This is a genomic window from Bacillus sp. FSL E2-8900 (assembly GCF_037966225.1).
Taxonomy (GTDB): domain Bacteria; phylum Bacillota; class Bacilli; order Bacillales; family Bacillaceae_G; genus Bacillus_A; species Bacillus_A cereus.
In genome coordinates this window covers 2237608-2260532 of sequence record NZ_CP150193.1, presented here as the reverse complement: position 1 = coordinate 2260532, position 22925 = coordinate 2237608, and the positions used below count along the sequence as shown (strand labels likewise).

Genomic DNA, 22925 nt, shown 5'->3' with positions numbered 1-22925 from the left:
ATATTTGAAAAAATAATATACTACTAACAAAAAAAGAAACTAGATTAAACATCCTTTTACAGATCATTAACATTCATTAAGAATGAATAACATAACGGAATTTTTCTAATGTGATATCTTTATAATTTGGAGCTCTCTGTATATGATTAAAATAACTATATGAGAATTTAAATACATGACCAAAATCCCAATCGAATTCACTATAGTCTTTTATCCAAAATATATTTTCAGTTGGTAAAATATTTGCACGTTTAGATTGAATTAAAGGTAATCGATCTATAGGTGAGTGTAAAGTTATTTCCGTATTCAGCTTGAGCTTTTGGCTAGCTCTTAGTACGTATACTAGTTTTAACAGCGGACGTATCCCTCGTTGAAATATATCTATATGTCCTAAATCGTACATTATATTAATTGCGTGGGAGTATGTAAGCAAATGCCCAATTAAATCATGATGTGATTCCGCTCGATAAATACTATTAAATTTCGATAACTCATTTAAAATGAACTGAGATACTTGTGTTGGATTACTCAATTCACTTTGTATCTCCTCTTCAAAACTTAATTGTTTTACTTCTTTCGTCGTATAACCAATCCACGATCTACCCGGAATTGTTTTTCGAAATGATAAAATAAGAGTAGTAATCCCTTCAATTGCTTGATTATCACCCCATTTTTGTAGCTCTTTCATAGCTAATAAACTTAATGACGCATAAATGACGTTATGCCCCACCCAATGAAGCTCATCAATCGTTTGTTCTAAAGATTTTATAATCATATTTTCCGCAATTTTAAAATCTATTTCTTTTTTATCATCAATCATCTCACCAATTTTTTTCTTGTTCAGCATCATCCTTGTTTGCGAATACATATTACGAGCTGTTTCTTCATCAATATTATTATCTTTCATAAAAAAATAACTAGCAATTGCAGCTGCTCCAAAATGTGCATGCCAAATATCATTTGTTTCTTTTTTACATTGAGAAATAATTGAAAGACCGCCTTTTAAAATGCTTTTATTTTCCATTGTTTTCCATTTTTTCTTCTCCTAATAAAAATCACTATATTTTCATCCTAAAGATGGTGTCAGGACAAATAAAATGTGATTCGATTCATCACTTTTATTCAAAAATCGATGCTTCACATTCGGTGGAATACGTACAACATCGCCTTCTTCTAAAAAATATTCTTTTCCCTCCAATTCCACATACACTTCCCCTTTCATAATAACAGCAATCTCTTCCTTATCTTCATGGGAATAATGGCTTTCTGTTGTATTTGCTTGTTTATTTAAATCCATCATTAACATTTCAATACGTGCTTTCATAAAATCAGGTGTTAATACATCATATACAATGTGATCATTGTTTTCCCGATATACTTTTTTTCGATCTTTTTTCTTAGAAATGAGCGAATCTGTATCAATATCGTTAATAAAAAGTGTAAACAGCGGTACATTTAATGCTTTTGCAATTAATTCCAAAACATTTAAAGAAGGATTAGCATGTCCTCTTTCAATTTGGCTAATTAGTGATGTACTAATCCCCGCATAATCAGCGAAATCACGAATTGTCATATTATTTTTCTTACGATAACTTAATACTGTTTGTCCAAGCCTATCATGTATCATAGTAAAACTTCCTTTCGTCCATCATAATGCATGTTTCGTTGTCTTTGTGCTGACATACTAAACAAAGGCAAATAACCCTTCCCTATTATCTCCGGAACTTATATACTTACTTTTGTACATTATATCACATTAAGTTTATTATAATAAACATTCTATCGGAGGGACAAACTTTGAAATCAACTATTCTTTCATATTGCATCTTATTTTTTGGTGTATTCGCCTTATCAACTTCAGCAATTTTTGTAAAATTGGCAGATGCTCCTGCGACAATCATTGCTTTTTACCGATTATTCTTTGCCACACTAATTCTGTTACCGTTATTACTATTTAATAAAAATAGTCGAAATGAGCTAAAAACTTTAACGAAAAAACAATGGGCACTTGGATTCGTATCTGGGCTATTTTTAGCTGCACATTATGTACTATGGTTTGAATCATTACAATATACTTCTGTAGCAAGCTCTACAGTTATCGTAACGTTACAACCTTTGTTCTCAATGATTGGTGGTTATTTTTTATTTAAGGAGAGATTTACGAAAGGAGCAGTTATTGGTTGCCTCATCGCTATTTCAGGTAGTATCATCATTGGCTGGCAAGATTTCCAAATTAGTGGAGAAGCTTTATATGGAGATATTTTAGCATTTATTGCTGCCGGTATCATTACTGCTTATTTTTTCATTAGCCAACACGTTCGTAAAGATTTGTCACTTATACCCTATTCAGTAATTAGTTATGGAAGTAGTGCTGGCTTTCTTGGCATATTTGCTTTCACGCAACAAGAATCTTTCATCCATTACTCTACACAAACTTGGTTGTGCTTTATTGGATTAGCTTTCATTGCTACAATTTTAGGACAAACCATTTTTAATTGGTTATTAAAATGGATGAGTGCTACTGTAATTTCAATGAGTATTTTAGGTGAAACAATTGGCACTTGTATACTAGCGTACTTTATATTACATGAGACCATTTCTTTACAACAAGGACTAGGAATTACCGTTATTTTTATTGGTTTAGTATTATTTTTATTGCAGCCAAGTTCTAATAAAAAAGCATGACAGTATACTGTCATGCTTTTAACTATTCATTATGTACAATTAAACCATTCGGTCTAAAACGACTCATCATAATTTCATTAATAAACTTTCCATGAGCTTTCAAATTCCCTATCTTTACTCCCTCTTCTACAAATCCAAATTTTTCATATAAAGCTTTTGCTTTTGGATTCGTTTCTAACACACCTAGTTCTACTCTCTCTAACATTAACCAATTATCAGCCAGATCAAGCATCTTCGTAAGAAGTGCTCTCCCAATTCCTTTATTATGATATTCACTGTCTACTCCAATGAATAAATCGCCTGAATGAGATCTTCGGCCCGGACTTTGTGTTAAACCTACAAACCCAACAACTTCTCCATCATATTCTGCAACAAATTCAAATTGATTTGGTGCTAAATTTCGAATTCTATTTTCCATAGCTTCTACACGCATGCTAGGTAAGAAAACCATATACGGTAAAACGTCATCCTGTATACATATACGATGAATTGCTCTAGCATCTTGTATTTCTACTGCTCTAACGTTGATTCCCATCTTTCTCTCCTCCATATAAATAACAATATATTTGTGTGTATTCTAGAAACGTTCACGAATGACCTTCTCGCCCGTATTTCTTTATGTCATTTTTACATAATTATTTCGATATAATACTTAATTTCCAAAAATATTAACGACTATATGGATTTGGTTAACTTTTCACCTTGTTATATAAATCAAGCAAATTTTCAATCAGAATACCATTTAGTTTCATGCCGACTATATCACAATTTTCTATTTCAATATTTTTCAGATTACTATTACTTATAGTGCTACCTTCCAAATCACATTTATCGAATACAATAGGTTCCTTCTCATCTCCGAGACTTGTATTTTTAAATTGTACTCCACCTAAAGTCACCAAATTAAATTTACTGCCAGAAAGATTTAAATCTGCATATGATGACCTTCTAAAATTTATATTTCTAAACTTGGATTGACTTACATTACAATTACTCATATTCATATTCATTATATTGCTACCAACAAATGAACTGTTTTTTAAATTCACTTGATAATACTCTGTATTTGCTAAATTACAGTTTTCGTATTGACTATTTTTCATATCTTTATTTGTAACTACACTCGCTTTGTTTGAGCTTGTTTTTATTCTTTTCACGTAACAATACTCATCTTCCGATTCAAAAATCATTTGGTAACCCATCTTTTTATAAAAGTGATGATTGTTAATTTGTCTACTAGATGTTTCGAGATCCCAAATCTTTATGTTCGGATATTCCTTTTCTATTAATTTCATAACATGTGATCCAATTCCTTTTCCTTGATAAACAGGATCTACAAAAATACGATCAATTCGACCGTACGACTTACCAGAAATCGTAACTATTATCCCTCCTATTATTTCTTTATCCATTACAACTTTGAAAGAATCCAATTCTTCAATGGAATATTCCATCATTTCAACTGAAGAATATCCTGGCGGTTGAATGTTATAATCAATGACATCATCTTGGCCGTATAGCCATTGTTTTGCTTCTGCATCAAATGTTCTTTTCATTATTTCTGTTAATTTCTCAGCATCTAAAATTGTAGCTTTTTCTATAGATATTTTCGTCATTTTCGTTTTCCCCTTCATTATTACAAACCAACCATTTTTGTGAATGGCATAATTATCAATTCACTTTATTACCCCCTATTAAAACATTTATATCCTTATTTTTTTAAAAACAAAGAAAATTAACACTAATCACCCTCTTTACTATTAAACTACAAATCACCCTATATTTTCCACGATTACTTAATATTAATGAATAATAAAAAGAGACCATGTAATATAAACATGTTCTCTTCTTTTATTCATTTTCAATTTTATCCCGCTATTTGCCGGGCAGTAGGACCCCCACCTCAAAATTCAGCGAAAGCAAAGAAGTTAGGTGGGGGTCGGGCTAATAATCAGCGGGGGCTGACACCCCACTGATTAAAGTTTCACTTTATATAATTAAAAATTAGATATTACTTAAGCCACTCGTTGCAAGTATTACTTAACTGCTGTAAATCTTCTATAAATTGACTCGCATCATATCCATCACAAACCGAATGATGTACTTGTAATGAAACTGGTAGCATAACCTTGTTTCCATCGTTAAAATATTTCCCACAAGTTATAATTGGCAATAGAAAATTTTCATCATTATTAATATTAAGATTAAATCCAGTAAAACTAGTCCAAGGTATGCTAGAAATCGGAAATACATTAGGCGGAATATTTTCTTTCGTGAAAAGACCATGAACACTAGCATAGCATCTCATATCGTCTTCATAATTATTATAAAAAGTGCGGAAATCACTTGAATAATCCGTCCATATACTTGAAAAAGACTTATCATCTTTATGAAAGATTGTATAACTCGGTATCATTTCCTCCCAATAGCCTACAACTCCTTCATCGTTAAAACATGTTCGAAATTTTTTATGATTATTTACTACTCTAGAAATTAAATATATAAAAACGGGATAAAATTTTATTCCCTTTTGATATACTTCCCCTAATAACATCGTGATATCAACATTCACAGTCATACTAAATGTACATTTCAACTTTAAATAATGCTCAAAATGCTGCTCTCTATTCCAATCTTCTCTATCAATTACATGAAACTTCATTCTAATAGCCTCCTAAAATTTTCTTTTTATTTTAGAAGGCTAATTCCCTTGCTTTCACCATAATTGTTCACTCCTAACAGTTTATACATTTGACCCTAATTATTTATTTAATTATATAACATATGTAAGAATCAATTCACATATTTCTGGAAATCCATCCACATACTATAGATAAATCAAATGAAATTTGGAGGATACATACATGAATGAAAAAAATATGAATAAAAAAGAAAATGTTACTGAAAATACTACATCTATTCAAAATAATAATACTGCAAACCTTACTATTGAAGAACAAGCAATGAACGGCTTATACGGAATGCCCGAAACAACAATTGAAGATGCTGATCACGCTGCAGCTGATGATTTGACTTCAAAAAATTAATTAACTACATTGAAAAAAGCCAAGGGAAATATCCTTGGCTTTTTTCACTATGCATCCACCTTTTGTATTTCTTCACTCTTTCTTGAAAGTTTACCTGGCCAAAAAGCAAATCGACCTAAAACTACTGTAATCGCGGGTACAAGTAACGGTCTTACGATAAACGTATCTAGTAATACGCCAATTGCAGTTACAATACCAAATTGAACTAATACTTGAATTGGAAGTGTACCTAACACAGCAAAAGTTCCTGCTAAAATTAAACCTGCCGATGTAATAACACTACCTGTTTGTATTACACCATTTTTTACTGCATCCAAGTGATTTTGTGTCTTTCTGTTTTTCCATATTTCTGAAACCATAAAGATATTATAATCTTCACCTAAAGCAACTAAAAATACGAATGCGTACAACGGTATCGCACCTTGAATGGCCGGCGCTCCCATACCGTAATGAAGTAATATCCATCCTGCTCCTAACGCTGAGAAGAATGATAGGACAACAGTTACAATTAAATAAATCGTCGCAACAACCGATCGTAAATAGACAAGTAATAGTAAAGCGATAATGCTAATCATTACTGGAATAATTACTGATTCATCACGTTCCGTAATTTGCTTTGTATCATATAATGAAGCTGTTTCTCCACCAATCCACAATTGCTCTTCAGCATTACTAATCCCAGCATCTTTTAATACTTTTTCTACATTACTTTTCAATTTAGGAATTTGATCTAACGCTTCAATTGAGTATGGATTTTCCGCTAAAGAAACTTCATACATTTGTATTTGCTTATTTTCTTTTCCCTTTTTTGGCTCTTTCACTGTATTTACGAAAGAAAATTTCTCTAGTTCTTGTTTAATAGGAAGCTCTTTGCCTTTCGTATCAACAACAACTTTTACTGGTGCTAGTTCACCAGCTGAGAAATGATCACTAATTAACGTAAACCCTTCACGAGAAGGCATATCCTTTGGAAACGACTCTAATAAGTCATATGTGTATTGAATACGTGGTACGAATGAAGCCAATCCGCCTAATACAAATACAGTTAGCATAATTATTGTCCACGGTCTTCGTACTACAATATCTCCAAGTTTTTTACTAAAGGAGCCTTTTGATTTTTCAACTTTTACAGCCCTCTTTTTCTTTCTTGCAAACTCCTCATTCATTGAAGTTGTTCTCGGTATAAACGGGAAAAATGCAATTCTACCGAATATTAATAATAGTGCTGGTAAAATCGTTAAAGCAGCGATTCCCATTATAAATACAGCAACACTAAATGGTACTGCAAATCGATGAAAGGCTCCATAATGAGCAAGTAGTAATGTTCCTAATCCAAGTACAACAGTTAATGCACTCATTATAATTGCACCGCCAGAAGCTTTAATCGCAAGTTGTAATGCTTTATATTTACTTTCTTCTTCTAACAAGTACTCTCTATATCTCGAAATTAAAAATAGACAATAGTCCGTTCCAGCGCCAAACAATAATACTGTCATAATTGATATCGCTTGGGCATCTACTTTAATCCATCCGTGATCAGCTAAAAAACCGAGTGTAGGACTAATAATACCGTATGCAAAGCCAACAACAAGTATAGGTAAAATCGCTAAAATTGGTGAACGATACAGTAAAATTAACAAAACTAACACTAGTAGTACAGTAGCCACTAACAATTTCACATCTGCTTGACTAAATAAACTAACTGCATCCGTTTGAATACCTACAGGTCCTGATAATCGAACATGTAAACCAGATTCACTTATTTTTTGTTTAAATGGATCTTCATCCACCTTACTATTCACTATTTTTCTAAACTCTTCAAGATTTCCTTTTAATATATCCGTACCAGCAGATTTATTAAAAAATACCGGTGTAACAAATGATGTACCATCTTTTGACGCACTTTTTAATAATACTTGCTCTGGGATTGTATCAAATGGTGGTAACGTTGATTGTTCTTTTAAAGGACTAGATTTTAACTCTTTATAAACATCTTGTATGAGTTTATAATCCTGTGACTGTAATCCACCATCTCTATACCATACTACTAACAATGGATTCCCTGCATTATTCGGAAACTCTTTTTTCATAAGCGCTTCCGCTTGCTGTGACATAGCTGTTTCAGGTAAATTTTTCGGATTCGGTTCTTTCGTACTGTTTACTTGTGGTAACGTAAATGAAAGTAATAATGTAATAAGAACCCACACCGATAAAGTGATCCACTGCGTATTTCTCCCTGCTACAAGCCTCCCTAACATATGTAACGGGTGCTTTTTCATAAAAACCCACCTTCCTTTTTTCCTCCATTATTAATTATATATACTGGTCGGTTAATTAATCAAGAATGATTGAAAATTATGTTATAATTATCTCAATCATAAATGTCAGGAGCGAATGTATTTGGAACAAAAACAACGTCCTCTCGGAAGGCCGCGTCAAAATAAAAATACAAAATCTACAAAAGAAACCATTTTAGAAGTAGCAACCCGCTTATTTCTTACACAAAATTATCAAGTCGTTTCTATGGATGAGGTCGCAAAAGTTTGTGGTGTTACGAAAGCAACTGTCTACTATTACTATTCAACAAAAGCCGATTTATTTACCGCTACTATGATCGAAATGATGGTACGTATACGTGAGAATATGTCTCAAATACTCTCTACAAACAAAACTTTAGAAGAAAGATTATTAGACTTCGCTAAAGTTTACTTACACGCAACGATGGATATTGATATGAAAAATTTTATGAAAGATGCAAAACTGTCGTTATCTGAAGAACAATTGAAACAATTAAAAAATGCTGAAGATAATATGTATGAAGTACTAGAAAAAGCACTCGATAATGCGATGCACATCGGAGAAATTCCGAAAGGAAACGCTAAATTTGCGGCTCATGCTTTCGTATCTTTATTATCTATTGGGAATTTTAAAGATGAAAATCACAATCCTATTCTTGCAAATATAGATGAATTAGCACAAGAAATCGTTTCTTTTTATTGGAACGGATTAGGTCATTCATATTAAACTAATTTGCTTTAATAAAAGAGCATGTTTGAATTTTTTCAAACATGCTTTTTTATCATTTAAGTGTTTTATTTATATACCAACAATTAGACTACACTTTAGCATCCATTATTAAAAAATTATTATCTTTACCTTTTACAAATTTTGAAGTTGAACATTTATATTCTCCTTACTTAATCCCCCATGGTAACAAACTACAGATTCAATATCTAGATTTAAATACTTCTTCAAAGACTGCCGTGCTTCCATAATATTTAAAGTTGTTGGGGCATGAACTCCTCCTAACACTCCATTCACACTATACATCGAGTCTCCAGCGACAAGAATTTTACTTTGTTTCAAATATAAACTAATATGCCCCGGAGTATGCCCTGGAGTATGGAGAATTAGTATTCCACCGCAATACGGAAGTTCTTGCCCGTCAATCACAGTGTCACTCACTTTTCCTTTTGGTCGGTTCTCTATATTTCCGTCCTTCAATAAAGGTAAATCCCCCTCGATATATGGCTTATCTAGTTCGTGCGCATAAACTTTAATATTACTTCGACAGCGCTGCAACAACTCCGGAAGACTACCTATATGATCAATATCCTGATGCGTCAAAATCACGACTTTTAACTTATCAAATGATACCCCAACCTTTTCCATCTCTACTTGTATATCTTCAATTTGTCCTGGGAAACCCGTATCTATTAATACTGCCATTTCATCATTCCATAAAAGAATTGGATGAATAACAAATTCTTGAAATTCAAGTTGTAACATTTCTATCCCTTTAGCAATCTCCATACAGCCATTCTCCTTTATGTTGAAGTTTGAAAATATGTACGAGTAAACTGAAAATATAAAGTGAAACTTTAATCAGTGGGGGTTTTACTACCCGGCAAATAGCGGGATAAAGCACCTCTATCTTATAATATGTTTTGTCATCCCAATAGAGAATGCTTCAAACCCTATAGATTCATAGTAAGATTGCAACTTTTCTACACACATAAGTTGTGGAATAACCTTGTTTTGTTCACAGTGCTGGATTAATCGTTTCACTATTTCTTTTCCGATGCCACTAGACTGATATTTTGGCAATACACCAACTCCACAAATAATGCCTGTTATGACTCCATCTGATATGACACGCCCCATCCCTACCAACCTCTTATCATCAAAAACATAAATTGCATACCAACTTTGCTTACACATTCGTTCTAACTCGTTAACCGTTAATTTAAGAGAATTCCATCCTAAAGATTCGTATAAGGATAATAATCCATTAAAATCTGTAGGATGTTCACTTGTGTAGCGTATACTATTTTCCATGTAAATACTCCCTATTCTCTGGCTTGTTTATATTTCATAAAATTCCTTTTACACAAATCTGATCGATGTAAAAATAACTAGAACAAACTTCAATAAGAAAGATAGAATTCCTTCTCAATATAAAATAAAAAGAAGTTATCTCACTTAAGATAACTTCTTTTTATATAAGACTCTCATTATATTATTAACCAAAAAATATACAACTGCATACGATTAGCACAAACAAAACTAATAAACCATTTGAGAAATAACCCATTGAATACTACCCCTTTATTAAATTATGTAAAAGATTTTATCATAAAATGATTTACAACTTAATAACTGAAAAAGACATTGTATTCATTAGTTATATATGTTTAGTAATATTTTATTTTCGGTTATATTCTCGTTCCCTGAAAGTGCTTATCATACTCTTCTACTTCAGTTCATATAAGTTCAAAATATTAAATAATAAGTAAAAAAGACCTCCACCTTACGAGATCTTTTTTACTTATTTTCCAAATACACTAATTGATTCTTCCTCAATTACAAGTAAACAATTAGCATATTACATGATTTAATATCCCAATAGCCAATTCAACTCTATTAATTCGGTTCGACCTTAATATCCCCCTTTTATTCCAAAAACTCAATAATCGTTTCACATACTTTATCCATCTCCTCGATATCTGGGAAATGTCCACTATTTTCAAATATAACAAGTTTACCATTTTTCAATTGTCTCGTTATTCTATAACTCATTCCTACACCCGTGTTATAGTCATGCGCTCCAACTATGACACACGTATCAATTTCTAAACCTTTAATACGCTCAATAAGCGGTAAAGATGCTTTTGTTCCAAAAATAACTTTGCTCATCTTCCCTGTATTACTTAACTGACTTTCCTCCCAAAGACTCCGATTTAGCTTTGCAAATTCTTCATTTTTAAACAATAGTCGATCTACATTTTCTGTATCAACTATACTCCAAACTTGATTATATTTTTCTTTTAGCGCAATTTTCGACTTACTTATTTTCAATATTTGTTCTTTCATTTCCCCTTTCGTTACTTGTAGAAAACCTTCTATCTGCACAGTATACATATCATTTAAATCATCTAACGATGGTGCTTGCAATACCATTTTTTCAACATTTTTCGAATATTTCAAAGCATACTCTAAACAAAGTTGTCCACCAAAAGAATATCCTAACAAATTTATCTTCTCTACATGTAATTGCTTTCTTAATTCCTCTAAATCTTCGACTAGAGTATTGATTGAGTACTCACTGTCATCTTGTGGTGCCTCACTTCGTCCGCAACCTCTTTGTTCGTAATAAACTACAGTCATATTTCCTTCTAACTTCAAACCAAGCGCTCTTTCGAATACATAATGATTACCACCTGGACCACCATGTACTATAATAAGAGGGACTGTATTATGAGCTGTCCCTGCAACTTTACACCAATGCATAATCCCATTGATTTTCAAATAGTGTATACCATCTTGCAACATTAACTGATTCATTTATCCTCTCTCCTCATCGCTCACTTATTACTATCTAAATGTATAAGTTCTGACCATTTACACTTTTCCCCTTTATATTCTTTAGACACTATCCTCATTTATATGAATAGCTTTCTTATTCAAAAATAGATTTTTAAAAATTCCTACTCCCACAATTAATAAACCTATACCAACTAATTTATTTACTTGTAATGGAACACTCTCCATTCCAAATAATCCGAATGTATCAATGCATAACGCAACGACCAATTGAGTAATAAGACTAATTAGCACCGTATATGCTGGGCCTAAGCTCTTTATTGCACCCATTATACAAATAATTAACCCGATACCAAACAGTCCACTTACATAAAACAAATAATTTGTAGTATACACTTTAATGTTAATACTGTTTTCTGTAATGATATAAAATAGAATAGAACTAATGAGACCTATTCCAAGGACACATGTAGTTGTTAACCACTGTCCTACATTTTCATTTACTTTTGCATTAAAAACAGATTGTACGCTAATTAATATTCCTGCTAATATAGCTAAACTAAATCCAATCAAAATCTTCCTCTCCCTTTCATTGCTCATATATATTATCTTTAGCGACTTCCTTCATTCTAGAAAAATCTTTAATTACAATAACTCCATTACTCTTTTCAATTAGTTTTTCATTATAAAATCTTTGTAATACCCGAATTACGTGCCTATAACTTACCCCTATAAAATCTGCAATACTCGTTACTGAAGTTGCATCCAAATCCCCTTTATACATATTCCCGTTACTATCTGTTGAAATTGAAAGCAAATAACTAGCTACACGTACTTCTACAGGATAAAGTAAATTAAGAGCAGTAAAACGAGTCGATATTTTTAACGTGTTGGCAATGTTTTCAAGCAAGAACTTCATAAATATAGGATCATGTAATAACTTGTTTCTAATAACCGTATTAGAAATAGAGATTGCTACAACATCTGAACAAGCCTCAACGACATTATGTGCTTTGCTATTTTGAATTAATTCAATATCACCAACAATGGCCAATGGATTGATAAAGCGAAGGATTAGTTTCTTCCCTTCAGGTGTAATCGTGTAAACTTTTACTTTACCTTTAACAACAAAATATAAACGATCCATTTCGTCATCTATATTGCAAATAAGCTCGCCTTTTTCAAAGTGATTTAATTGAAAATAAGCTGTATCTATTTCTGAAAAAATCTCGAGCGTTTTATTGGTTCTCAAATAATGCGTAATTAAAGCTGATTTATCCTCCATATTCATTTCTCCTTTCATTTACATATTAAATACAACAATACCTATAATCATTACTATTGTTCCCACAATATGATATCTCTCCATCTGTATCTTTTTTATATGAAACAGTCCTTTCATTTCAATAACTGTTGCCGTTAACAATTGAGCAACCATTAGTGTGCCAGCTGTCAATGTAACTCCTAGTGAATATATCGCCATCGTTTCTGCACAAATAATGAATCCACCAAATGCACCCGCTGCTAAATATACTTTTTTCACACTCTTTAAATCTGTTACTTTCTCTTCTTTCTTTAACAAAAATACAGTTGTTGCAATAATGAATCCAATTAAATGGGTTATAATACTCGTCGACCATATACCGATATGTGAACTAAGTTTCGCATTAAAGGTTCCTTGAAGTGTTATAAATATCCCCGCAAAAACAGCAAATATAATACCTTTCAAAAAATCATCTCCTCATCCTTTATTTCTGACTTAATTAAAAACCATCATCCTATAATCGCAAAAGGACAAATGTCACATCACTATGAAAATAACTTGGAATGAACAAAAAACACACCTCAAAAATGCGAGATGTGTTTATGTTGATTATTCATATATAAAGTTTTATAAATTTAAATTACGCTACATTAAAAGATTTCTTTTTCATAACAAACTTTGCAAATAAGAAACGTACAAGCGGTCCCATAATAATTAATTGTAATGGATATGCCATTATGAAATTTTTAATAAAAATCGAAAAATAAATTGAAACAAATGAATCTCCTTTTAGTCCACCATGTAAATGCATCATAGCCATACCGAAAAATGACATAAAGAACACCATTCCAATTACCATAGTTGTCGCCATTGCAACGATAATATTTATTTTCTTAGATTTATCAAATGGCAACATGAATACAATTTTTTTCGCACAAGGTCCAACTATAAATATTTCAATTAATAGCGCAATAATAAAGCCAATTAATAGTTCTAATGCAATCTCTTTAATATAAATTGATCCTCCTGTTTCATTCATTAGTAAATTGTAAAACGTCATTACGATAACCATTCCAAGGCACATCATCATGCCAAATTGGAGGTTTTCCTTTCTTGTTGTTGGCAAATTTCATCATCCTCTCTCTTTGAGTCTTTGTCATTATATCGACATTGCCCCCCCCTTCGTAAGTGAACATTTTGTGAACAAATTTAAAACGTTTTCATGTATTTTCTTTACTTTCAACTCAAATTCTCACTTTTACTTATAAAGGTTTTATATATTTCAATGTTGAATTACTAAATTTAACATTGCATTACATTATTACTAGGAGGATAACCATGAATGAAGCAGAATTTTACGCATATCACATCGTAACAAGGAAAAAAATGCATATCGGACAAATCATTCCTTTTAACAAAAATCAACACAATACTCTATACCATTTCTTTTTTGAAAGAGAACAATTAAATGCTAATGGTGAAGATGGCATACAAATTTTAAATAAACACTATAAAAATAACGAATTACATATAAATAATGAAAATGCTAAAGTAGTTATGAATTATATGGATCAAACAATTAGAGCAGTTAGAGAAACAATTGTAGAAATGGTTAGACTACAAGAATTCCCTGAATACCCTTCCAGATTATCTTGTTTATACGCTGCTAAAAGCTATGAGGATGCTTTGAAATGGAGAGCGCTATTTGATTCTTACAATCGAGAAGTTTTGCAGATTGTTAAACTACGAGTAATCGGAAGTTCTTTTGAAGGTGACGGGAATCTTTTACCGAAAGAAGATGGTATTCCTTTTTCTCAAAAAATCGAACAAGCTAGAGAGTATTGGAAAGGAAATATTAGAAATGAGCTTCCTGAGCTACTGATTAATGGAGAAATTGAAGTGGTGGAAATTATTGATGACTTCTCCTCAATTCATATTTAATTTCTAACTAAATCATATAGGATGGAGATTACAATGAAGAAAAAAGTGTACTTCAATCATGATGGCGGCGTAGATGATTTAATTTCATTATTTTTATTACTTCAAATGGAAAACGTTGAACTTACCGGTGTATCTGTTATCCCAGCAGACTGCTATTTAGAACCCGCAATGTCTGCCAGTCGTAAAATTATCGATCGTTTCGGCAAAGGTAATATTGCCGTAGCCGCTTCAAACTCTCGCGGGCAAAACCCGTTTCCGAAAGACTGGCGGATGCATGCATTTTATGTAGATGCTTTACCAATTTTAAATGAGTCTGGAAAAGTTGTAACACCCGTGGTGGCAAAGCCTGCACATCACCATTTAATAGAAACACTTCTACAAACGGAAGGAAAAACAACTTTATTATTTACCGGGCCCCTAACTGACCTTGCTCGTGCATTATATGAAACTCCCATCATCGAAGATAAAATTGAACGTCTCGTTTGGATGGGTGGTACATTTCTTACAGCAGGCAATGTACATGAACCAGAGCATGATGGAACAGCTGAGTGGAATTCGTTTTGGGACCCTGAAGCAGTGGCTCGTGTATGGGATGCACAAATTAAAATCGACTTAGTGACACTAGAAAGTACAAACCAAGTTCCGTTAACTATAAACATACGTGAACAGTGGGCAAAAGAACGAAAGTATATTGGTATGGATTTCCTTGGTCAATGCTATGCAATGGTTCCCCCTCTCGTTCACTTCTCAACGAACTCTACCTACTATTTATGGGATGTACTAACTACCGCGCTTGTCGGAAACACTAACCTTGCAAAAACTGAAACAATTAATAGTATTGTTCATACATACGGACCAAGCCAAGGACGTACAGAGGAAACTACTAATGGACGACCTGTAAATGTCGTTTACGATGTAAAACACGATGTTTTCTTTGAATATATTACTAAATTAGCTAAAAAAGCTGCTACTTGAAACCTCAATAACACGAAAAAAATTTATTAAGAATGATATACTTTAATTAATATAACATGAGGTGATAAGATGGATTATGAGTTACTAAAAGAACGAATAGAAATTATAACTTCTAGAATTAAATACATAGGTGGTGAAGTTCAAGAAGTTTATATAGATGAACCATCTTCCCTTGAACAAATAATCCAAGTAGAAGAAAAACTGGATATTAAACTACCAAATAGCTTCAAAAAAGTACTTTTAGAGTTCTCAGGAAATTTTAGCTTACGCTGGTTTTTACCTGACGATGTAGAGCTACCAAATGAATTTACTGATATTTTTTGCGGAACACCCCACTGGAGTTTAGAAAGTCTTTCTAAATTCGAAAAAGAACGTAAAGACTTGGTTGACGAGTTTTTTTCAAATTTAGATGATGAATATGATGTAGTTTGGCACAACAAATTAGCATTTTGTGAAGTGGGAAATGGAGATTATTTAGCATTTGATATGAAAGATGATATAGATGCTCCAATAATTTACCTAAGCCACGACGATGGAGAAGGACATGGGTATAAGATTGCGAATAATTTCATTGAATTCATTGAGAATTGGTCAAGAGTAGCTTTTGTAGGATGCGAAGATTGGCAGTGGTTACCTTTCACTACCAGTTTTGAAAGTGGTATAAATCCAGATGATGAACCAGCCAAAAAATTTAGAAATTGCTTGGGACTTAATATTTAAAAGAGTATTGAATTAAATTTCAATACTCTTTTTGTGCAATTTAATTATATTTGATTAATGTAGTGTCTTACAGATTATTCATTTCATAACCATTGACAAAATACGTTATTGTTTCTAACTCATCTTCATTTAATTCTCTATCTAGTTCTTGTTTGTACGCTGCCTTTATCTTCTCTTCATCGCCCTTATGAGCTTCTGTATAAGTTCCTACTGCTTTTAACAAGCGAATCTCTTGTAAAAACTCCTCTCGATTTATCGCTTCCCCATGAGAAAGAATATATGTCTCAGCATCAAATTTTTCTAATTCATCTATTAATGCAAACGTTCTTTTCGTCGTATAGTTCCACTTCGAGGAAAAAATATCTGCATATATACAGTCCCCTAAAAACAATATCTTTTCTTCTTTTATGTACATAACAACTGAATCATGTGCATGATCTCCGCCCACATGTTTTAACACGCATGTCACCTCACCAAGATCTAATTCCATTTGATCCTGGAACGTTAAGGCCGGAGGAATAATGTTAATATTTCTCGCTTTTTCTTCAAACTCTTTCTTGATGCAATCCGCACAAAATTCAATTTCAGTACCCTCTTTTACGCGTGCATCCAACGCTTCATCTGTCCATTCATAAGATACTATTGTCTGCATTTCTTTTTTCGTTTCAGCGTGCGAAATAGTTAATGCATTCCGTAATACAGATAATCCAAAAATATGATCCCAATGCCAATGCGTTAGTGCTACAAAATCAGGATTTGATACATTTTGTTCTTTTAACATTTCTAAAAATAATTGTGCATGTTCTTCTGAATTCCCTGCATCGATCATTAACGTTTTTTCTTTTCCAACAACCATTCCTAATATAGGTCTATCTGTTTCAGAAACAGGTGTCATATACCAAAATGAGTTTCCTATTTTTTTAATTTGTTGCATAACCAATTCCCCTTTTCATTTCCTCACTTAAGTTTAATATATAGATTATAACGAATCACTACTTTTTTCTCTATACTCAAACACAATTACTTGGACTAATCTAACTTTTCTTTTCGTAAGCTAAAAATAAGGGAATAGAATCGGAGTGTGATACTATGGAACGTTTATGGATCCCAATGATTGTAACATTTTTTTCGTTCGGTGGATTGCTATTAGGCGGTGCTGTTGGAGTAGCAACACGCCAACTCATTGAAGAAAAGATGCATCGTTTATACGCATTATGTGGCGGTATTTTGTTTGGGTTATTGTCACTTGAAATTATTCCTGAAACATTTTCAAGCTATGAAATGATTGGACCTATACTTGGTATAGCTATCGGTATTTTAGTTATGGGCTTATTAGATAACTATTGTCACCATCCAATGATACATAAAAAAGATCAACAAGCATGGCAAACCTTTCTTTTTCTCTCTTTCGCTATATTTATTCATAATATACCGAGTGGATTTGCGTTAGGTACAGCTTTTATAAATCATAATGACTCTGCCATTCCCTTTTTAATAGCAATCGTCGTTCACCATATTCCAGAAGGATTAGCTTTAATTATTCCATTTCTTTTTACAAAACATAAATATATTTCCTTTTTATTAACAACTTTATTACTTTCTCTTATTCTCGGTACTGGCACAGTTTTTGGCATTTTGATGGAAGGAAAAGCTCTTCACCTGCAAGGCCTCATTATGGGAAGTGCTATTGGTTCACTTGGATATGTCACAATTCATGAAATGCTTTGGAAAGCTAAGAAACAGCTCTCTTTCCTTACATTTCTAATGTGGGCAACTAGTGGTTTTTTACTAATAACAGTGTTCACTTTATTCGCTGGTCATCATTAAAGTTGCTAAAGTGAAACTTTTGTTCCTCCCACACTGATTCTTGGATTACAAATAACCAGATAAATTTTCTTATTTGTATATTTTTCCTATTTTTCCAAAACATAATGTTATCTACCTATTATAAGGAGGAACAATTATGTTTGGGAAAACAGCCGGTGAAGCATTAGTTGATTTATTAATTGACTGGGGAGTAGAACACATATACGGCATGCCTGGAGATTCCATTAATTCTATCATTGAAGCTTTAAGAAAAAAACAAGATAAAATTAAATTCATTCAAGTTCGCCATGAAGAAGCTGGTGCATTAGCAGCGGCTGCCTATGCGAAATTAACAGGAAAACTTGGCGTTTGTATGGCAATTGCAGGACCTGGTGCTATTCATTTATTAAATGGTTTATATGATGCGAAACTCGATAAAGCCCCTGTTCTAGCAATTTCAGGTCAAGTAGAAACCGATTTACTTGGAACGGACTTTTTCCAAGAAGTAAATTTAGAAAGATTGTTTGATGATGTTGCGGTTTATAACCAGCGTATTATGTCAGCAGAGCAACTACCTGCCGTAGTGAATCAAGCAATTCGAATGGCTTATACGAAAAAAGGTGTATCCGTTCTTACAATTCCAGATGATGTCCCTAAATTCGAAGTAAAAAATGGTGCCCGTGTTACAAATACTTCTTTTACTTTGCCTGAGTTGTTTCCACAAAAAAACGATTTAGATGCAGCGAAACTCGCAATAAATGAAGCGAAAAGGCCTGTGATTTTAGCTGGAAAAGGAACAAAACATGCGAGAGAATCTTTACTTGCATTGGCAGAACATATTGGTGCTCCAATCGTACTTACATTACCAGCTAAAGGAATTATTCCTGATGAACACCCTCTTTGTATTGGTGGATTAGGATTAATTGGAACGAAACCTTCTTATGAAGCAATGAAGCATGCAGATACTTTAATTATGGTCGGTACTTCTTATCCGTTCACCGGCTTCTTACCTGAAAAAGCAAAAACAATTCATATCGATACAGATCCTGCCCAAATCGGGAAACGTTATGCGACAGATATTGGTTTAGCTGGTGATGCTGATAAAACATTACGATGGTTAATTGAAAATGTTGAAGAACACACAGACCATTCCTTCTTAGAACATCACCAAGAAATGATGAAAAAGTGGGAAGAAAAATTACACGATCAAGAAGAAGACTCTTCCATTCCAATTAAACCACAACGCGTTATGCATGCTCTGCAGCAAGTAGCACATGATGACGCAATTCTATCAGTCGATGTCGGAAATGTAACAGTATGGACCGCAAGACACTTCCGTATGACAAACCAGCAATTTGTCATTTCTAGCTGGCTCGCAACACTTGGTTGCGGTTTACCTGGTGCTCTTGCTGGAAAAATTGCATTCCCGGATAAACAAGTATTTGCAGTTTGTGGTGATGGCGGATTTGGAATGACGATGAATGACTTCGTAACAGCTGTAAAATATAAATTGCCAATCGTTGTCGTCGTATTAAACAATAATAAAATTGCGATGATTAAATTCGAGCAAGAAGTTATGGGTAATATCGAATTCGAAACAGATTTAACGAACCCTGATTTTGCAAAATATGCAGAGGCGTGTGGAGGTATTGGATACCGTGTTGAGAATTTAGATGAACTCCTTCCCGCTTTCGAAAATGCAGTAAAACAAAATAAACCGTGTATTATTGATGTAGTTGTAGATGCTAACGAAGCACCAATGCCAGCAAAAATCACATTTGGTCAAGCCGCTGGTTATACGAAGCATATGATAAAAGAATTATTTGAAGAAGGTAAGATTGATTTACCTCCACTTTAAACGAAAAAAGATAGCTGAAAACAATTTGTCTTCAGCTATCTTTTTTATTTTTGTATCTCTCTATAAAAAGAAAAGTCATTCATAGTTGGTTGTACTTGTTTCTCTACTTGTAATTCTTTACTTTCCCTCTCTAGCTTTCTCACATTTCCTAACTTAATCGCATCTTGCATGCTATTACTAATTAGATTTCCAGCTAAAATTGTCATACTATAAAAAGCAATCGGTATAAGTACAATCCATGTATGAGTAGTTAAATGACGGAAGTTTTGACCAATTAGGCCGGTCCATTCTTTTGTTACACTATCTGCCTCTGTACCAAAGATAATTGTTCCACCAAAAAATAACTCTAACAAGCCAAGATGCAAGAGAAGTAATAAAGTACTCACAAATTGTTGAGCAACAAGTAAAAAAAATGATGGTAATACGTGTGGCCATACGTGATTTTTCACTCTATGCCATTTACTGCCCCCAAGCACAGTTGCTGCCATCATAAATTCTTCTCTTTTTATCCGACGGACTTCCTGCGCTGTATATAACATAATTGTTGGTACCGCTAAACACGTAAGGATAACCATTTGAAATATTACCCTTAAATGAAACGGCTCTGGTACTGTCCCATTTTCAAACACTAAAACTTCCTTTAACACAAAAAAAGAAATCATAACCATAGGTACAATGCTGAACGGATCAAAAAAAGATGCTATAACTGGAAAAGAACGTTTGCTATACATACCAAGAAGCAAACCAATACCTCCTCCAACTATAACTCGTAGAATCGCTATAATTACGCTCGCACCAACTGTCCATTTCGCTCCTTCTATTATTAGCTGGAAAAGATCGCGTCCTTTCTCATCACTACCGAACCAAAATTTATTCGACGGTGAAAATGGAGCAGCCTCTAGTTCTCCTTTTTCGTTATACATCATCGTAAGTTCACGGATATTCCCATCGAAAAATAAAGTATTTCCAATACTAACAATCATAAGTACGCTTAAAAAAGTAACACCAAACCAAAATCTCACATCTCTTTTTACAACTTGCCACATGCTAAACACGCTCCTTTATTACATTTTGTAAAAACGTATGTAATAAACGAAATAGTATAAAAAGCGGTACGTATAATATAATTAAACTTACTGTAAATATTTCTAATTTCGAATTTTCTTTTACAAAAACAAACATACCGTACGTATTAAATATCCATTCAATAATATATAAATTTGATAACATAAATAAAATATTTGTTTTTGCATAATAGATTGTTGTTAACAAAACATTTCTTGAAATATGATTTGTTAAAATATGTCGTAAACTAAGCCCTTTACTTTTAGCAAATATACTATAATCTTTCTCTAATTCTTCTCTGAAACGTAATAGTAGTAGCTTAATAAATAATAGTGTTGTAGGCAAAGTTAGACATATTATTGGCAATAGGCGAGCCCTTTCCTCCCCAATCCCCGCTAGTTTTACTGGCATAAAGCCTGTCTTTTGAAAGATTATTACGACTAGAAGTTGCGATAATAAAATTATTAAAATATCTGGGATGCTTTCAAGTACAACAAAAATCCCATTCCACATTCGTTGCTTTGATTGAGACCGTTGTAATACCCACACAACGAGAACATACGCAATAAGTAATGACAGTAAAAATGCCGAAATAAATACAAACATTGTCTCTAAATAATGAATCCATATTTGCGGAAATAATTTCCTCGAATCTCGAAATCCATATGTAATTTCCCAAGGTTGGAGTAACTTTCCTCCAATAAACACAATCGTGTTCCAAAAACCAATTAAATCAATTTGTAATCCCTTAAATAATCGAGGGAGCGCACCTAAACAGATTATACATAGAATTGCAGCGAATAATTGTAAACAAGTAATCCCACACCACTTAGCAGTTCGCATCAACATAACTATTACCCCTTTAAAAAAGAATATTCAGAAAAAAACAAACATCTTCAACCATACCTTGAATTCGCTTTTTCCCACTTAGTAAAATAGCTTGGAATAAACACGTAACAAAAAATAATCAACCAAACACGATAAATCCCAAAAGTAATTTTTTTAAAGTTTCATTTTGGTATATATACCTAATCCCTTCTTTAAACTCTGTTATTAACATCTTCAAATTAACTTCTTTCCATTTTGTTCTACCATTTGGTAAACGAACTTTTTCTGGAATGGAGATCGTTTGAATCAAAATACCACTCGTAATAAAAGTAAGTGTATTTACTAAAATGCTCCCATAAATTCCAAAAGTCCAGTACACCATCGTTGCAATTCCTACACCAAACAAAGCATACAAACTATTTACCATTTGATTAATACCCGCTGCTGCACCGTATTGGTCTGATTCAACTACTCCCTGTATCATCGATTGTTCTGATGGAGAGAAAAATTGTATACATGCATTTTCCAAAAATAAAAATATAAAGACAAGTATAATCATCCCGTAATAAAGCGAAATTAGGATTCCAATATTACAGAGCGAACAACATATGTTACTTACTGTACATATACGTTGTCTATCAAAACGATTCACTACTGTCCCTACTAATAGAAAAAAGATTAATGCAGGTAATGCAATCATAATTTGTGTCATCGTTGCGTAAACTGGTTGTTTTCCGTATTGATCTAGCAAATAAAACATTAAAGAAATTCCAGCAATCATAGAACCGAGTCGCTCTAAAATATTTGCTAGAAAAAAACGTGCATACACTTTGTTGCGAAATAACTGTAGCATTTCTTTCATACTTCGTATCCTTTCTCTCGACAAAATAGTACTGTTTTAGTCATTTATTGG

The 22925-nt window shown here is 32.9% G+C and carries 24 protein-coding genes and 1 pseudogene; 8 read left to right on the top strand and 17 right to left on the bottom strand.

Features of this window, described 5'->3' with window-relative positions; genetic code table 11:
- Positions 1-76 precede the first annotated feature (76 nt).
- Positions 77-1024 carry a hypothetical protein gene (locus NST90_RS11685; protein WP_000428899.1) on the bottom strand — a complete coding sequence of 316 codons (948 nt, stop codon included), beginning with the start codon at positions 1022-1024 and terminating at the stop codon, positions 77-79.
- Positions 1025-1066: 42 nt separating this feature from the next.
- A complete protein-coding gene (locus NST90_RS11680; protein ID WP_000581028.1) occupies positions 1067-1627 on the bottom strand; it encodes an XRE family transcriptional regulator in 561 nt (186 codons plus the stop codon).
- A 170-nt stretch (positions 1628-1797) separates the two neighbouring features.
- Between NST90_RS11680 and NST90_RS11675 the strand changes: the two genes are divergently transcribed.
- Positions 1798-2685 carry a DMT family transporter gene (locus NST90_RS11675; RefSeq protein WP_000843092.1) on the top strand — a complete coding sequence of 296 codons (888 nt, stop codon included), beginning with the start codon at positions 1798-1800 and terminating at the stop codon, positions 2683-2685.
- Between the two features lie 22 nt (positions 2686-2707).
- On the opposite strand, the gene NST90_RS11670 is transcribed toward NST90_RS11675, so the two are convergent.
- From NST90_RS11670 to catA, 3 genes are all read right to left on the bottom strand, one after another.
- On the bottom strand, positions 2708-3220 hold the full coding sequence (locus NST90_RS11670; RefSeq protein WP_000512619.1) for a GNAT family N-acetyltransferase: 513 nt from the start codon (positions 3218-3220) through the stop codon (positions 2708-2710).
- A gap of 154 nt (positions 3221-3374) precedes the next feature.
- Positions 3375-4319 carry a GNAT family N-acetyltransferase gene (locus NST90_RS11665; RefSeq protein ID WP_043924656.1) on the bottom strand — a complete coding sequence of 315 codons (945 nt, stop codon included), beginning with the start codon at positions 4317-4319 and terminating at the stop codon, positions 3375-3377.
- Between the two features lie 377 nt (positions 4320-4696).
- On the bottom strand, positions 4697-5347 hold the full coding sequence (catA, locus tag NST90_RS11660; protein ID WP_000668526.1) for a type A chloramphenicol O-acetyltransferase: 651 nt from the start codon (positions 5345-5347) through the stop codon (positions 4697-4699).
- A gap of 202 nt (positions 5348-5549) precedes the next feature.
- Here catA and NST90_RS11655 point away from each other — a divergent pair, with 202 nt between their 5' ends.
- Positions 5550-5732: a DUF4021 domain-containing protein gene (locus tag NST90_RS11655; protein ID WP_016122477.1), complete on the top strand. Its 183-nt coding sequence runs from the start codon at positions 5550-5552 to the stop codon at positions 5730-5732.
- A 47-nt stretch (positions 5733-5779) separates the two neighbouring features.
- On the opposite strand, the gene NST90_RS11650 is transcribed toward NST90_RS11655, so the two are convergent.
- The gene (locus NST90_RS11650) at positions 5780-8011 is read right to left on the bottom strand and encodes an MMPL family transporter (protein ID WP_044307222.1); all 2232 of its coding nucleotides are present in this window, start codon (positions 8009-8011) and stop codon (positions 5780-5782) included.
- Between the two features lie 121 nt (positions 8012-8132).
- On the opposite strand from NST90_RS11650, the gene NST90_RS11645 reads away from it, so the two are divergent.
- The gene (locus NST90_RS11645; RefSeq protein ID WP_000436025.1) at positions 8133-8756 is read left to right on the top strand and encodes a TetR/AcrR family transcriptional regulator; all 624 of its coding nucleotides are present in this window, start codon (positions 8133-8135) and stop codon (positions 8754-8756) included.
- A gap of 135 nt (positions 8757-8891) precedes the next feature.
- Here NST90_RS11645 and NST90_RS11640 read toward each other — a convergent pair whose 3' ends face one another.
- From NST90_RS11640 to NST90_RS11610, 7 genes are all read right to left on the bottom strand, one after another.
- Positions 8892-9545 (bottom strand): MBL fold metallo-hydrolase, encoded by a 654-nt coding sequence (locus tag NST90_RS11640; protein ID WP_025709635.1) that lies wholly within the window; start codon positions 9543-9545, stop codon positions 8892-8894.
- A 117-nt stretch (positions 9546-9662) separates the two neighbouring features.
- A complete protein-coding gene (locus tag NST90_RS11635; protein WP_000431735.1) occupies positions 9663-10070 on the bottom strand; it encodes a GNAT family N-acetyltransferase in 408 nt (135 codons plus the stop codon).
- Positions 10071-10685: 615 nt separating this feature from the next.
- Positions 10686-11576, bottom strand: a complete 891-nt coding sequence (locus NST90_RS11630) for an alpha/beta fold hydrolase (RefSeq protein WP_044307223.1) — start codon at positions 11574-11576, stop codon at positions 10686-10688.
- Between the two features lie 81 nt (positions 11577-11657).
- On the bottom strand, positions 11658-12128 hold the full coding sequence (locus NST90_RS11625) for a DMT family transporter (RefSeq protein ID WP_000579025.1): 471 nt from the start codon (positions 12126-12128) through the stop codon (positions 11658-11660).
- Positions 12129-12144: 16 nt separating this feature from the next.
- Complete coding sequence (locus NST90_RS11620) at positions 12145-12840, bottom strand: Crp/Fnr family transcriptional regulator (RefSeq protein WP_006918616.1); 696 nt, start codon at positions 12838-12840, stop codon at positions 12145-12147.
- An 18-nt stretch (positions 12841-12858) separates the two neighbouring features.
- On the bottom strand, positions 12859-13284 hold the full coding sequence (locus tag NST90_RS11615; protein WP_006918615.1) for a DMT family transporter: 426 nt from the start codon (positions 13282-13284) through the stop codon (positions 12859-12861).
- Between the two features lie 175 nt (positions 13285-13459).
- A complete protein-coding gene (locus NST90_RS11610) occupies positions 13460-13945 on the bottom strand; it encodes a hypothetical protein (RefSeq protein ID WP_016122471.1) in 486 nt (161 codons plus the stop codon).
- Positions 13946-14157: 212 nt separating this feature from the next.
- Between NST90_RS11610 and NST90_RS11605 the strand changes: the two genes are divergently transcribed.
- From NST90_RS11605 to NST90_RS11595, 3 genes are all read left to right on the top strand, one after another.
- Complete coding sequence (locus tag NST90_RS11605; protein WP_001001045.1) at positions 14158-14760, top strand: DUF2441 domain-containing protein; 603 nt, start codon at positions 14158-14160, stop codon at positions 14758-14760.
- Positions 14761-14781: 21 nt separating this feature from the next.
- Positions 14782-15735: a nucleoside hydrolase gene (locus tag NST90_RS11600; RefSeq protein WP_113303728.1), complete on the top strand. Its 954-nt coding sequence runs from the start codon at positions 14782-14784 to the stop codon at positions 15733-15735.
- Positions 15736-15804: 69 nt separating this feature from the next.
- Positions 15805-16455: an SMI1/KNR4 family protein gene (locus NST90_RS11595; protein ID WP_025709637.1), complete on the top strand. Its 651-nt coding sequence runs from the start codon at positions 15805-15807 to the stop codon at positions 16453-16455.
- 67 nt (positions 16456-16522) lie between these two features.
- Here the strand turns inward: NST90_RS11595 and NST90_RS11590 are convergent, their stop codons facing one another.
- The gene (locus NST90_RS11590) at positions 16523-17389 is read right to left on the bottom strand and encodes an MBL fold metallo-hydrolase (protein ID WP_001184097.1); all 867 of its coding nucleotides are present in this window, start codon (positions 17387-17389) and stop codon (positions 16523-16525) included.
- Between the two features lie 155 nt (positions 17390-17544).
- On the opposite strand from NST90_RS11590, the gene NST90_RS11585 reads away from it, so the two are divergent.
- Positions 17545-18282 (top strand): ZIP family metal transporter, encoded by a 738-nt coding sequence (locus NST90_RS11585; RefSeq protein WP_000440615.1) that lies wholly within the window; start codon positions 17545-17547, stop codon positions 18280-18282.
- A 136-nt stretch (positions 18283-18418) separates the two neighbouring features.
- Positions 18419-20119, top strand: coding sequence for a pyruvate oxidase (locus NST90_RS11580; RefSeq protein ID WP_000467225.1), 1701 nt, complete (start codon positions 18419-18421; stop codon positions 20117-20119).
- A gap of 44 nt (positions 20120-20163) precedes the next feature.
- On the opposite strand, the gene NST90_RS11575 is transcribed toward NST90_RS11580, so the two are convergent.
- The 3 genes and pseudogenes from NST90_RS11575 to NST90_RS11565 form a co-directional block, all read right to left on the bottom strand.
- Positions 20164-21165 carry an ABC transporter permease subunit gene (locus NST90_RS11575; RefSeq protein ID WP_000267878.1) on the bottom strand — a complete coding sequence of 334 codons (1002 nt, stop codon included), beginning with the start codon at positions 21163-21165 and terminating at the stop codon, positions 20164-20166.
- A 1-nt stretch (position 21166) separates the two neighbouring features.
- A complete protein-coding gene (locus NST90_RS11570; protein ID WP_000929104.1) occupies positions 21167-22033 on the bottom strand; it encodes an ABC transporter permease subunit in 867 nt (288 codons plus the stop codon).
- 121 nt (positions 22034-22154) lie between these two features.
- A pseudogene (locus NST90_RS11565) lies at positions 22155-22883 on the bottom strand (MFS transporter); the annotation flags it as partial.
- Positions 22884-22925 lie beyond the last annotated feature (42 nt).

Excerpts from the sequence above, each read along its gene's own strand:
- NST90_RS11685 (WP_000428899.1), bottom strand. The coding sequence starts at position 1,024 with ATGGAAAATAAAAGCATTTTAAAAGGCGGTCTTTCAATTATTTCTCAA.
- NST90_RS11680 (WP_000581028.1), bottom strand. The coding sequence starts at position 1,627 with ATGATACATGATAGGCTTGGACAAACAGTATTAAGTTATCGTAAGAAA.
- NST90_RS11670 (WP_000512619.1), bottom strand. The coding sequence starts at position 3,220 with ATGGGAATCAACGTTAGAGCAGTAGAAATACAAGATGCTAGAGCAATT.
- NST90_RS11665 (WP_043924656.1), bottom strand. The coding sequence starts at position 4,319 with ATGAAGGGGAAAACGAAAATGACGAAAATATCTATAGAAAAAGCTACA.
- catA (WP_000668526.1), bottom strand. The coding sequence starts at position 5,347 with ATGAAGTTTCATGTAATTGATAGAGAAGATTGGAATAGAGAGCAGCAT.
- NST90_RS11655 (WP_016122477.1), top strand. The coding sequence starts at position 5,550 with ATGAATGAAAAAAATATGAATAAAAAAGAAAATGTTACTGAAAATACT.
- NST90_RS11650 (WP_044307222.1), bottom strand. The coding sequence starts at position 8,011 with ATGAAAAAGCACCCGTTACATATGTTAGGGAGGCTTGTAGCAGGGAGA.
- NST90_RS11640 (WP_025709635.1), bottom strand. The coding sequence starts at position 9,545 with ATGGAGATTGCTAAAGGGATAGAAATGTTACAACTTGAATTTCAAGAA.
- NST90_RS11635 (WP_000431735.1), bottom strand. The coding sequence starts at position 10,070 with ATGGAAAATAGTATACGCTACACAAGTGAACATCCTACAGATTTTAAT.
- NST90_RS11630 (WP_044307223.1), bottom strand. The coding sequence starts at position 11,576 with ATGAATCAGTTAATGTTGCAAGATGGTATACACTATTTGAAAATCAAT.
- NST90_RS11620 (WP_006918616.1), bottom strand. The coding sequence starts at position 12,840 with ATGGAGGATAAATCAGCTTTAATTACGCATTATTTGAGAACCAATAAA.
- NST90_RS11605 (WP_001001045.1), top strand. The coding sequence starts at position 14,158 with ATGAATGAAGCAGAATTTTACGCATATCACATCGTAACAAGGAAAAAA.
- NST90_RS11600 (WP_113303728.1), top strand. The coding sequence starts at position 14,782 with ATGGAGATTACAATGAAGAAAAAAGTGTACTTCAATCATGATGGCGGC.
- NST90_RS11595 (WP_025709637.1), top strand. The coding sequence starts at position 15,805 with ATGGATTATGAGTTACTAAAAGAACGAATAGAAATTATAACTTCTAGA.
- NST90_RS11590 (WP_001184097.1), bottom strand. The coding sequence starts at position 17,389 with ATGCAACAAATTAAAAAAATAGGAAACTCATTTTGGTATATGACACCT.
- NST90_RS11585 (WP_000440615.1), top strand. The coding sequence starts at position 17,545 with ATGGAACGTTTATGGATCCCAATGATTGTAACATTTTTTTCGTTCGGT.
- NST90_RS11580 (WP_000467225.1), top strand. The coding sequence starts at position 18,419 with ATGTTTGGGAAAACAGCCGGTGAAGCATTAGTTGATTTATTAATTGAC.
- NST90_RS11575 (WP_000267878.1), bottom strand. The coding sequence starts at position 21,165 with ATGTGGCAAGTTGTAAAAAGAGATGTGAGATTTTGGTTTGGTGTTACT.
- NST90_RS11570 (WP_000929104.1), bottom strand. The coding sequence starts at position 22,033 with ATGTTGATGCGAACTGCTAAGTGGTGTGGGATTACTTGTTTACAATTA.